This window comes from Cohnella sp. CFH 77786 (genome assembly GCF_019400745.1).
GTDB lineage: Bacteria > Bacillota > Bacilli > Paenibacillales > Paenibacillaceae > Cohnella.
Genome location: NZ_WJIB01000001.1, coordinates 396,131 through 409,065, shown reverse-complemented (window position 1 = coordinate 409,065; position 12,935 = coordinate 396,131). Strand labels below are relative to the sequence as shown.

The window sequence follows — 12,935 nt, the reverse complement described above, 5'->3', positions numbered from 1 at the left end:
TGGATACGATCAGATCAGATTTCGATGAGAGGAGAAATGGGTGAGATGGGTAAACGTAGGGGATGGAAAAGGACAGTCATCGGCGTACTGGTTATATGGCTCGCTGCAAGCGCATTCGGAATCGGGGAACCTATTTCCCGGGCGAATGCGGACGGTATCGGACCCGGTACCGGGCCGGGCTCGGTCGAGATCGCATGCGACGCCACGATTGCCTCCAATGCCCAGAGACTGTGGAACGGCGAGGAAATGGGCGTTCAGCCGGGAGATACGGTATGCATCGAAGCCGGCGTCCGTCCCGAAATCCTGCACTTGACCAAGTTCAACGGGACGCAGGATGCGCCGATTACGTTCATCAATCATGGCGGGGTTGTGGAAATCAAGACCGATCCCGGCAACAGCGCGTATAACGGCTTATACGCATTGAAAATCACGTTCTCCTCCCATTTCGTTCTGACGGGTACGGGGGACGGCGGCGCGAGGTACGGGTTCCGCTTAAGCACGGGAGGCAACGGCGGCGCTTCCGCGCTCATGGTGACTTCGAACAGCACTGACTACACCGTAGAGAACGTGGAGGTGTTCGGAGCCGGATTCGCCGGGCTGATGCTGAAGACGGATCCCACCTGCAGCGCGCCGAATACGACGCAGCGCCCGACGGCAGACATTCAGCCTGGTTTCGTGCAGAGGAATACGGTCGTTCGCGGCAATTACGTGCATGACACCTCCGGCGAAGGCATGTATATCGGCCACTTCGCTTATGCGCAGGGATACCAGCAAAGCTGCGGCAAGCTGTGGCCGCATGCGCTGGAAGGTCTTGAAGTGTACGACAACGTGATCAAAGATACGAAGCTGGACGGCTTGCAAATCTCCGCGGCGACCAAAGGCGTGAAGGTGTACGGCAACCGGATCGAAAATTACGGCCTGGCTCGCCAGCAATTTCATATGAACGGACTGGAGATCAATCCGGGAACGGCGGGAGATTTCTACGACAACACGATCGTGAACGGGACGGGAGCGGGCGTGCATTACAAGGGGCGCGGAGATGCCCGCATCTTCAACAACGTGATCGTCCGGTCCGAGGACGCCGGCATCATCAGCTTGTCGGAGACCGGCTTCACGAACCCGAACGATCCGGTGTTCGACGGCAGTCCGATTCACATCATGCACAATACGATCGTGAATTCCGGCTTGACCGGCATTTATTTCTGGAACCAAGCCCCTAAGAATGCCGGCAATACGGCTTACAACAATCTGATCGTCCGGGAAGGCGCGGCCGGGACTTCAGGCCAAGAATACATCCGGCTAAGATACCCCGACACCGATTTGACTTACAGTCACAACTATACGACGAACAATCTCGCGGCGGTCCGTTTCGTCGATCCGCAGAACGGAAATTACGGCCTGCAGAAGGGTTCTCCGGCGATCGACACCGGTTTGGAACTGTCCGGCCAGCCATGGAGCGATTTGGTCATGAAGGATTACAGTGGCGTGAAGCGGCCCTCGGGGGCAGGGTACGACGCCGGAGCGCTGGAAAGGACCCATGTTGAATTCGTAACCCGAACGGTCATCTATCAGAATACGGAACGAAAATACGCCCTCTACATTCCGGCAAACTACGACCCGAGCGTCTCGTGGCCGATGATCGTCTTCCATCACGGAGCGGGGGAGACGGGAACGGACGGGGTCAAGCAGACGGAGGTGGGAATCGGGCCGGCCATCGGCAATACGCCCGAGCTTCAGCAGGCGATTATCTACATGCCGCAGCGGGGCGGGAATTCACCGGAAGAAGCCAAGTTCTGGAACGAGCAGGCCCAGCGGGTGGCCGAAGAGTTCAACGTCGACCCGCAGCGCTGGTACATGACGGGATTGTCGGCAGGCGGCTACATTACATGGAATTGGGGAGGCCATTTCGCCGCGCAGTACGCCGCCTTGATGCCGATCGCGGGCGGGCTTAGCGACATGAGTCCGGGCAAGCTGGACAAGCTGGCTCAAATCCCGATCCGCGCCTTGCACGGGAGCGACGACAACGTCATCGCGCTTTCCTGGGGCAGCCAGGCCGCGGTCAATGCGGTTAACGGGGCGGGCGGGAACGCGCTGCTCACGGTCGTCCCGGGCGTCGGGCACAGCCAGTGGGATACGAAGTTCTATTCGGTACGGGAATACATGGCTTGGCTGCTTTCCCATCGCAGGACCGGCAACGTAACCTTGCAGTCTTCCGCGGAGAAGACGAATCCGGGGCTCGGAGAGGAGATCCAGCTCACGCTCCGATTCGCCAAGCCGGATTATCCGGCGACGGATTACGTTTTCCAAGGCACCAAAAAGGTGACGATCCGAGGCTATGCGACGCATGGAAACGAAAACGGAAACGGCACGGCGGGCAAGTTCGCTGGAGAGCAGCTCAAGGGTGAGGCCACGACGGTCGAGATCGCCTTCGGTCCGGATGGGCGCGCGGTCGTTCCGCTGAAGCTGGTCAATGCGGTTCCCCAGCAGCTCGTATTCGAAGTCGACAGCCCGTATCTCGTCAGCGATGCGCTTACGATCGAGCCGGTCCCGGGGCGTCAAACCCGATAATATCCCGATCGATTTCGATATATCCCCTCATTCGGATTTGCGAACGGTTCCGATACAATGATCGCAGGTAAGACGAAGCAGATCAAAGATCGGAAAGATAGGTGCAGCATGGGATATTTTCGCATCGGGCAGAAGGACGGCCGATATCTGTTTTTCGACGGGGACAACCGGCCGTTCTACTCCCTCGGCGTCAATTGCGTATGGAATCCGATTTTGGACACGCCTGGCACACGATCCGTCGATCTGGTACGGAAGTACGGCGGCACGGACCGTTGGCATGCCAGGTGGGCGGAGGAGAAGCTTCGGCAGACCGCGTCTTGGGGCTTTAATACGCTCGGCGCTTGGCATGAAAAGCATTATTGGGGCAACGGGATTCCGAAAACGGTGGAAATCCGCTGCTCCCGCTACGCCAAGAAGGTGAACCACGAGTGGGGCGTCGGATTCCCGGATGTGTTCGACCCCAGCTTCGCGGCTTCCATCCATAAAGCGATGCTGGAATGCTTCTATGAGAAAGGCGAAGCTTTGCTGAAGGATGAGGGCTTGATCGGCTACTATACCGACAACGAGCTTCATTGGTGGGGAACGGGAGGAAAATGGGGCAGCAACGATCCAGGCGAAGGGTATAACGACACGCACCTCGTAGACGATTATATCGACCTGCCCGCGGATGCTCCCGGAAAGCAAGCATGGGTCGCCTTCGTCCGGCAGCGCTACGATACGATCGAAGAGTTGAACCGCGCTTGGGACGCGGAATATGCGCACTTCGACGACCTGCTCTACATTGGGGTCTACCGTGCCGACCGGGACGTATTGGAAGAGCTGAAACGCGCGTTCTTAGGCGAAATTGCCCAAACGTATTTCGAAACGACGACGAAGATTTTGCGGATGTACGACCCGAACCGTCTTCACTTGGGCTGCCGAATGGTCGGGACCGGAACGCCGAAAATCGTGCTTGAGGTCATGAAGCGCTACGTCGACGTCATCTCGGTGAATTTCTACAGCTTCGACCTTCCCCTGAAGTGGATGGCGGACGTGCACAGGTTGACGAACAAGCCGTTCATGGTCACGGAGTTCAGCTTCTGCGCCGGACGGAGCGCAGGCTTTCTGTACAATACGAACGGAGCGAGGAAGGTCATCGTCAAGGACCAGAAGCGGCGGGCGGAAGCGTACAAGAACTTCGTGGAGCTGGCCGCCGGGCTGCCATATGTGGTGGGAACGCATTGGTTTGCCTTGTACGACTATTCGAACCGCAGCGGACTGATCGGGAACTACGGCCTGCTGAATGCCGACGACGAGACGTACGAGGAGTTCGCCGCGGAAGTGGCGGTTACGAACGGACGGCTGCTGGAACGAATCATCGGCGGCGGCGGAATGCCGGAGCCGCGGGAGTGGGAGAAGGATGACTGAGATCTTAAGGCCGGAAGATACGGCGAACCGGTTGACCGCGATCTTATGGCACGAATTCGAATTGTCCCGGATGGCGGCAGGGTGGGTGCCCGCTGTAAGACGCTATGAGCATAAGCTTAAGCTTGGCCGGTTTCATTACGTCCACAACCGGAACGTACGCTGGCTGCACGAGCGGATCCGGGAGCTGCCGGGCGTGTTTCAGGAGAAGCGGGGAACGCCCCCCGTCATTCGGGAAGCGTTTGAGCGATTGTCCACGGCGGCGGGCGAAGCCGATTTCCTGTACGCGTACTTGTTCGCCGTCGATCAGGTTTACGCCCAATACAGACAGCTGTACGAAACGCTTGACCCGTTGCTGGATATGCCGACGGCGGATCAGCTCGAATTGGCCATGGGAGCGCTGCCTGCCGTCCGCGACTGGCTAAGCGGTGAGCTTCGTTCCGCTGTCTCGAAACCGAGCGAAACATGGACAGCGTATACGGCGGCCGTATGGGTTTGCATGAACAACGAACTGGAAAAAGGAAATCGCCAGCCTTCCGGCAAAGCGCGCTGGCCTCAGCATCCCGTGTCGCAGCCGGCCGGCCCCGTTCCCTCGGAATCGGCATGGGACGACGAGGAGTTTCCGTTGTACGTGAAGCCGGAGAGAGCGCAGCGAGCGTACGATGATCCCTCCATGTCGCCGCTCCACGACAGCGTGAAGCAGATGCATTTCATCAATGCCACGGAGATCAGCGCCGCGGAGATGCTGTGTTATGTGTACTATGGGGTGCAAAAAATGCCCCTGGCGTTCTATTACGATCTGGCCCGCCACAATTGGGACGAGTTCCGGCACAGCGAGATGGGCGTCCGAAGGCTGCGGCAGCTGGGCTGCAGCACGAAGGATTTTCTGTTCACCAAAGGCTCGCCGGGCGGGAAGGTCGCCCGGGAATGGTTCGCGGAGATGTACGCCGGTCTAACCATGGTGGCCGAGCCGTGCTCCTTCATCAAGAAGAAGAAAAGCGCGGAAGCGTTCCGGCGTTTCGGCGACGAGCTGTCCGCGGCGCATTGCGAGTTCGATATGGCCGACGAGCGCAAACACGTCGACTTCGGCAAGAAGTGGGGGCCGGAGCTGTACCGGCAGCTAGGAGACATGATCACGGCGGAGGAAATGTCCGAGCGGGCGCGCGTCCGCAGATTGAAGCAGCTGGAAGCGGGAGACGAGGAGGAGATCCGGCGTCTCGTCAAGAGCTTCCCGGCCTTCTGCGGGTTCTCCACGGTGGAATTGAACTACGATTCGTATTAAGGAGCCCGCGCCTATGAAGCTGGAGGTCTACCGCCATCGCGCGCCGCTGGCGCATACGTTCGAGAGCATCGGCTTAGGCGGGATTACGGTCGGTTTTATCGGAGGTTCGATTACGGACGCGCGCAAATGCCATGGAAACTGGCCGGAAACGGTCGTTCATGGGCTGGCGGAGCGCTACGAAGGCTTGCGGATCCGGGTCGAGAATGCCGCCATCAGCGCGACCGGAAGCGACTTGGCCGTTTTCCGGGCGGAACGGGATCTGATCTCGAGAGGCTGCGATCTCGTCTTCGTCGAATTCGCCGTGAACGACGAGCACGAACCGGCGGCGAAACGGATGAAGACCCGGGAAGGGCTGATCCGCAAGCTGCTGAAGGACGGGAAGCGGGACGTCGTGCTCGTTTACGCTTACAGCCAACAGATGTACGAGGATATGGCGGGCGGGCGTCTCCCGCCCTCGATCGAAGAATTCGAAAGGCTGGCGGAGCATTACGGCATCGGTTCGGCATGGGCGGGCTTGCATGCCTGGGAAGAAGTGAAGCGCGGCCGCATGCGCTGGGAGGAATGGCTTCCCGACGGGCTTCATCCCGACGGCAGAGGAAGCTTCAGCTATGGCAGCTGCGTCATGGAATTTCTGGCGCGGGAGGAGCTCCGCGCGAACGCAAGCGGGCCGGATTCGTTTACGGTCTCGGTCCGCAGGGAACTCCCCGAACCGATCACCCCCGGCCATTGGGAGGATGCGCAGCTCTTATCCCTGGATTCCGTTCGATGCAAGGGCATATGGTCGCTCAGAAGATGGCCTTATGCGCCATGGGCGGAGCAAGTGCTGTACACGTCGTCGATCGGGTCCGGGCTGGAATTCCCGTTTCGCGGCACGGCGTTATACCTCGGTTTCGATTTCGGCAAACGGTCCGCGGAGTTCCGTTACCGCATCGACGGCGGCGAATGGCGGGAGTCGAACCGGGAGCGGCCCTCATGGTGCGGGGACAGAGGCTGGTTCGTTCTGAATGCGCTGGCGGAAGAACTTGAGCGGGGAGAACACCGGTGCGAAGTGGAGGTTATCCACGGAAACCGCGAGGGATGCGAAGGAACCCAATTTTGCCTGGCATGGGTCGGAGTGCTCCCGTGAGGCGAACGTAAGAGATCGGGATTTCAGAATGAACGGGCGAAAGGGATATGCCATGCAAACCACGAAGTTGATCGGCAGGCGGGTTGCGGAACCGCAGGCGACTACGGGACAGCCGTCCTTCCTCCGCTTAATGCTCCGGCATCGGGCGTTGTATCTCATGTTGGTTCCCGGGATGCTCTACTTTGCGATTTTTAAATATGTTCCGATATTGGGAAGCGTCATCGCTTTTCAGGACTTCAACATCTTTAAAGGCATTCTGCGCAGCGAATGGGTGGGGTGGAAGTGGTTCGAGCAGTTTTTTCACTACCCCCAATTCACCCGGCTGCTGTCGAACACGCTGATCATCAGCTTTTACCAGATCCTCTTCGTCTTCCCCGCGCCGATCGTGCTGGCCTTGCTGCTTGGCGAAGTCCGGAACATGGCGTTTAAGCGGACGGTTCAGACGATCCTGTACATGCCCCATTTCCTGTCATGGGTCATTATCGGCGGATTGGGCTACATGCTGATGTCTCCGCAAATCGGATTGATCAATCAGGCGATCGTCTCGCTGGGGGCGGAGCCGGTGCATTTTCTGCAAGAGCCCGGGTATTTCCGCACCATCATCATCTCCTCCAGTATATGGAAGGAAATGGGTTGGAACGCGATCATCTTTCTCGCCGCCTTGTCCGGAATCAGTCCTTCGTTGTACGAGGCGGCCAAGATCGATGGCGCGGGACGATGGAAGCAGCTTGTCCATATTACGTTTCCGGGCATTCTGCCGACGGTCATGCTTCTTCTGCTGCTCAAAATCGGGCACATTCTCGATCTCGGCTTCGAGCAGATTTACGTGTTCCTCAACCCGATCACGTATCAGACGGGGGACGTCCTGGATACGTACACGTATCGGGAAGGGATCGTGCAGGGCCAGTACAGCTTAACGACCGCGATCGGCTTGTTCAAATCCGTTGCAGGCCTGCTGTTGCTCCTGATCGCGAATCGGACCAGCAAAGCCGCTACAGGAGAGAGCATCTTCTAGAAAGGGGGCGAGAACGCAATGAAAACGAGAAGACATCCGGGCGAGGTGGCGTTCGACGCGTGCAACGCGATCGTTCTCGCTCTGGCCTGCGTCCTGATTTTGCTGCCGATGGCTCACGTCCTCGCAAGCTCGTTCAGCTCGAACAACGCGCTCATCCATGCCGAGGTCGGGTTATGGCCCGTCGGCTTTCATTTCGACAACTATATGGCCGTATTCCGCAACGAAATGGTGTGGACATCGTTCAAGAATACGTTGTTCGTGGTTGCCGTCGGCACGCTGATCAACATGGTTTTGACGGTTTTGACGGCGTATCCGCTCTCGAAAAGCTATTTGAGAGGACGCAGGGTGGTCTTGTTCGTCATCGTGTTCACCCTGATTTTCTACGCGCCGATCATTCCGACCTATCTGGTCGTCAAATCGCTCGGCATGCTGAACACCCTATGGGCCTTAATCGTCCCGCTGGCCGTGAGCGCGTTTAACCTGCTCCTATGCCTGACCTTCTTCCGCTCGCTTCCCGAAGAGCTGTTCGAGGCGGCCAGGGTGGACGGCATGACCGAATTCCGCATGGTTTGGCATATCGCGGTACCGCTTTCCAAACCCATCATGTTCACGTTGATGCTGTTCTATGCGGTTCAGCATTGGAACAATTACTACAGCGCGCTGTTGTTCATCACCAAGCATGACATGCGCCCCTTGCAGCTGTACCTGTACACGATCGTCGCGCAAAACAACGTCAGCGAGATGCTGTCCCAGGTGACCGAAGCTTCTACCGGCATGTCGCCCCAAGGGCTGCAGATGGCTACGGTCATGGTGGCGACCGTTCCCGTTTTGGCCATCTATCCCTTTATCCAGAAGCATTTCGTGAAAGGCGCTTTGATCGGATCCGTGAAAGAGTGACGAAGTACGGTGAACGATGGCTTCCAGCCATATCACATAACCATTTCATAGGGGGAAGCAGGAATGAACACGAGTAAGCGGATGGTCCCGTTCTTAGCAATCGCTTTGTTGGCCGCCCTGATGGCGGCATGCAGTTCCGGCAGCGGGGAGGCGAAGAACTCCGCGGCAAGCGGCGGAAACACGGCCTCGGCCACCGTCTCCGCAACGCCTCCCGCTTCGGAACCGGCCAAGCCGGATCCGGCCGTCATCAAGATTTTCATGTCGGATATGAACGACAAGGTGCCGGAGAAAGACGATCTGCTTCTGAAATACATCGAGGAAAAAACGAACACCGATCTGGAAATCGAGTTCCTGCCGCATGCGAAATACGAGGAAACGTTAAAGCTGAAATTCGCGTCCGGCGATTTTCCCGACGTCTATCAGAGCTGGTCCGGGCCGGAGCCGGAACTGATCGAAGGCGGCAAAGTCATTGCGCTTAACGATTTGGTCGAGAAGCACGGAGCGAATTTGCGAAAATATATCCCGCAAGCTACGTGGGACGCGGTGACCGTGCAGGGGAAAATATACTCCATACCGCAGCCAACCGAGACGGCGGAAGGACAAATCCTGTTCATTCGCCAGGATTGGCTGGATAAGTTGAACCTCAAGGTTCCGACCACCTCCGACGAATTGCTGAACGTCATGAGGGCTTTCCGGGACGGCGACCCGAACGGGAACAAGAAGAAGGACGAAATTCCGTTCACGATGCGCGAAAACATCACCTGGGGCGAACCGATTTTCGGGATGTGGGGGGTAGGCTCCTTCTATTCCGAAACGCTGTACAACGACGAGGTCATTCTCGGCAACGTTCATCCCAACATGGTTAAAGGGCTGGAATACCTCCAAACGATGTACAAGGAGAAGCTGCTCGATTCCGAATTCCTGACCAACAACAGGGCTGTCTGGGAGCAGAAGATCAAATCCGGATTGGTCGGCATGTGGGCTCACGCCCCCAACCTGGCCTGGCAGTGGCAGCAGGATCTGGCGGCGAGCCTTCCGGACGCGAAACCGAACGTGATGGCGATCCCCACGCCGAAGGGGACGGGATACGATGGACCGGTCGGCACGCGGTGGAGCCCCGTCGGGAAGACGTTTACCGTCACGAGTCAAGCGAAAGATCCGGAAGCGATCGTGCGCCTACTCGACTGGCTGATCAGCGAAGAGGGCCAAGTCTTCACGGAGCTCGGCATCGAAGGGCAGACCTATCAAGTCGAAGGCGGCAAAAAGGTGTATGACAACGCCCATGACGAAGAGTTGAAGTGGCTGCGCAATCTGTTCCGGATCCATGGCTTCAATCAAGAGTTGTCGAACGCTCGCCTGAACGACGAACAAGCCAGCTTGAAAATCAATACGGCGTTCAAGATCGCGAACGAGCAAGGCTTCAAAGTCGAAACGATCGGCATGCCGCCGATCGAGAACGACTACAACATGGTTACGATGTTCCGGGAGAACGCGGCCAAGCTCATCCTCGGCCAGGCGTCGACCGCGGATTACCAATCGTTCGTCGAAGCATGGAAATCGCAAGGAGGAGCGGAGTTGATCAAGTCCCGTACGGAGTGGTACAACCAGAACCGGAAGTAACGAAGTCCCGATTCGTGAAACAGGAAAGAGCATGAATCTCCTTCATGCTCTTTCCTGCCATTCAGGCGCCGATTACAATGAGAGACAAGAGGGGGCATCCGGGATGATGAATCGGGTCAGGCAATCGCTCAAGGTGAAATTGATGCTTTCTTTTACGCTCGTCATCATCGTGATCGTCGCTTCGATCGCTTGGTTCTCCTATCGGGAAATCTCCAAGTCCGTCAAAGCCGATATCGTGAAGTTCAGCTCGCAAATCTTGAAGCAGGCGAATCTCAATTTGGAAAGGTATTACCAGGAATACGAGCAGGGTTACCTGCAGCTCGGGACAAGCCGCGAATTCGAAGAATGGCTGAAGCTCGATCCGGAAAACAAGTTCGGTTTCTATCAATATTATTACGGCCGTTCGGACGGCAGCGGGATGCAGCGAAACTATATTCTGCCCCTCGTCTTCCGCCATCCCGAAATCATGTCGATCACGCTCAAGTCGGATCGCGGCAACGAATATCATTTCACCACCCGCTATTCTTTGCTGAACGAATATTCCCTCGATCTTGAACCTTGGATCAAGGAAGCCGACAAGACGGACAAGGTGCTCATGCGCGTAGTGACGAACCCCTATTACTTAAACGAAAAGCAAGAGAAGCAAGCCTATCTGGTCATGAGCATGGTCAAGCGGTTCGGAAAATTCAACGATGCCGGGTATTTGAAAATGGACGTTTCCCTGGAGCCGGTTCAAGCCATTTTGCAAGAGATAGAGCTGGGCCAGAATTCCGTGAGCATGATCGCGGATCAAGAGGGCCAGATCATCGTACATCCCGACGAAACCAAAATCGCGCAGTCGCTCCCGGCCGATTGGCAAGCTCGAATGGCGGGGCAAAGCAACGGCTCGTTTTTCGTGGAGGGAACGAGCGAAATGGTCGTCTTCGAAACGTTGCCGGATATGCAGTGGAAATCGATCGCCGTCGTGGACTACCCAACCGCGGCCGGCAGCGTGGAGCGGGTGAAGACGGTGACGATCGCCATCGCCATCGCCGGTCTGATTCTGGCCCTCTTGCTCGTATACGCGTTCATGACCCCGATTACGAAGCGAATCACGCGTTTGCGCCGGATGATGAAACGAACGCAGCTTGGCGACTTCAGCAGGCGGCTGCCGATTGACGGCAATGACGAGCTTACCGACCTCAGCCGATCGTTTAACCGGATGCTCGAGCACCTGGACGAGAACGTCCAGCAGCTGGCGGAATCGAAGATGCGGCAGCAAAAAGCGGTGCTTTCGGCGCTGCAGTCGCAAATCAACTCGCATTTTCTTTACAACGCTCTCGAATCCATTCATTCCATGGCGATATTGTCGGATCATCGGGACATTGAACAAACGACCGTCAATTTGTCCAATATGCTGAGATACACCTCCAATTACCGGGACACGATCGTTACGCTGCAGGAAGAAATCAACCATATGCTGGACTATTTGAAAATATGCCGGATCCGGTATCGAGACGCTTTGACCTTCGAGATTCGGATGGAAAAGCAGTGCGAGGAGATGCTTTGCTTGAAAGCGCTGCTTCAGCCGATGGTGGAGAACGCGGTCAAGCACGGAATCGAGACGGCAGGCGAATCCATTCACATCTCGATAAGCGCCGAGCTCCGCGATGGGCAAGTTCAGATCCGGATTCAAGATAACGGCCAAGGCTTCAAGCCCGAGGTCCTGCGTCGGCTGCGGATGCAGCTGGGGGCGGAGAATCGGGCCGAAAACTATGAGGAAATCAAGCAGGTCGGTATTTTAAACGTGAACTATCGGCTTAACATGTATTATTTGCCCCGGCTCGCCGCGATCGCCGTCGGCAATTCGGAACCGAGGGGCGCCGTCGTTACGTTGACATTCCCGGCCGTACGCCGGCACATGGAGGAGGGCAGGGCCGGATGAACCGAATTCTGATCGTGGACGACGAGCCGCTCATCCGTTCCAGCCTGAGCAAAGTGATCGAAGATTTGTCCGATATCCATCTTGTATCCGGGACCGTCTCCAACGGGGAAGAAGCGATGGATTGGCTTGGACAATATTATGCGGATATGTGCATCACCGACGTTCGAATGCCCAAAATGGACGGATTGGAGCTCATTCGCCGCATCAATCTCCAGTATCCCTGGGTCACCTGCATCGTCGTATCCAGCTATGACGATTTCGGTTACGTGCAGCAAAGCTTGAAGCTGGGGGCGGCGGATTACGTGCTCAAGCCGGTTAGCCGCGAAGCGCTTCATGAAGCCATTCTGCGAACGCACGGCAAGTCGAGCGAATCGCGTTTCGATTACGCCTCGCGCCTCATGCTGAAGAGGCTGCCGCATCATATGGACATGCTGGAACGCTGGGTCAGACAAATCCGGACGGCTCAATACGAAACGTTGCCTTTGCTGGTCGTGGACACGTTGGAAATGCTGGAAAGCTGGATCGGCGGGCAATATCATTATTTGAGCATGCTCGCCATGGAATGGCTCGGCCTCGTCAAGGAAGAACTGAGCAAAGAGAAGCTGGAAATCGAGCTGGAGGAAGGCATCGATTCGGGACTTGGGGATGTGACGATTCCCCATGAAAAGCTGAGGAGCTATTACCGGCTTTGCGCGGTACGCCGGCTGGAGGAAGGGGCTGGCCGGTTGTGCGAAACGCGCGCGGCAGCCGGCGACCAGCCGACGCGCAAGGCGGTGGAGGCCGTGAAGCGCTATATCGATCGGCATTATGCCGAGAAAATCACGCTGCAGGAGCTTGCGGACGAGGCGATGGTCAGCCGGAATTATATCGCGATCTTGTTTAAGAAAGCGACGGGCCATACGATTTGGAACTATCTTGTCTCCATACGAATGTCCAAAGCAAGAGAGCTCCTGCTCCAAACGCACAAAAAAGTTTACGAAATCGCCGGAGATGTCGGCTACGACAACAGCGTTCATTTCTCCCAGCTGTTCAAGGAACACTTCGGTCTGGCTCCGGCCGAATACAAGAAAAGAATGGAGAGCTGACTTTTCATTCACGC

Annotated in this window: 9 protein-coding genes; all 9 read left to right on the top strand. The window is 57.0% G+C overall.

Annotated elements, in window-relative coordinates; translation table 11 throughout:
* Window positions 1-45 precede the first annotated feature (45 nt).
* Entirely contained in the window at window positions 46-2,568 is a 2,523-nt protein-coding gene (locus GE107_RS01945) for a right-handed parallel beta-helix repeat-containing protein (RefSeq protein WP_219637780.1), read from the top strand.
* A gap of 108 nt (window positions 2,569-2,676) precedes the next feature.
* A complete protein-coding gene (locus tag GE107_RS01940; protein ID WP_219637779.1) occupies window positions 2,677-3,975 on the top strand; it encodes a hypothetical protein in 1,299 nt (432 codons plus the stop codon).
* Entirely contained in the window at window positions 3,968-5,254 is a 1,287-nt protein-coding gene (locus GE107_RS01935; RefSeq protein ID WP_219637778.1) for a DUF455 family protein, read from the top strand. The genes GE107_RS01940 and GE107_RS01935 overlap by 8 nt, the downstream gene beginning before the upstream one ends.
* Window positions 5,255-5,267: 13 nt before the next feature.
* Window positions 5,268-6,380, top strand: coding sequence for an SGNH/GDSL hydrolase family protein (locus tag GE107_RS01930; RefSeq protein WP_219637777.1), 1,113 nt, complete (start codon window positions 5,268-5,270; stop codon window positions 6,378-6,380).
* A gap of 52 nt (window positions 6,381-6,432) precedes the next feature.
* Window positions 6,433-7,395 (top strand): ABC transporter permease, encoded by a 963-nt coding sequence (locus tag GE107_RS01925; protein ID WP_255570091.1) that lies wholly within the window; start codon window positions 6,433-6,435, stop codon window positions 7,393-7,395.
* A gap of 18 nt (window positions 7,396-7,413) precedes the next feature.
* Window positions 7,414-8,292: a carbohydrate ABC transporter permease gene (locus GE107_RS01920; RefSeq protein ID WP_219637776.1), complete on the top strand. Its 879-nt coding sequence runs from the start codon at window positions 7,414-7,416 to the stop codon at window positions 8,290-8,292.
* Window positions 8,293-8,355: 63 nt separating this feature from the next.
* Window positions 8,356-9,912, top strand: coding sequence for an extracellular solute-binding protein (locus tag GE107_RS01915; RefSeq protein WP_219637775.1), 1,557 nt, complete (start codon window positions 8,356-8,358; stop codon window positions 9,910-9,912).
* A 103-nt stretch (window positions 9,913-10,015) separates the two neighbouring features.
* The gene (locus GE107_RS01910) at window positions 10,016-11,836 is read left to right on the top strand and encodes a cache domain-containing sensor histidine kinase (RefSeq protein WP_219637774.1); all 1,821 of its coding nucleotides are present in this window, start codon (window positions 10,016-10,018) and stop codon (window positions 11,834-11,836) included.
* Window positions 11,833-12,921, top strand: a complete 1,089-nt coding sequence (locus GE107_RS01905; RefSeq protein WP_219637773.1) for a response regulator — start codon at window positions 11,833-11,835, stop codon at window positions 12,919-12,921. The genes GE107_RS01910 and GE107_RS01905 overlap by 4 nt, the downstream gene beginning before the upstream one ends.
* Window positions 12,922-12,935 lie beyond the last annotated feature (14 nt).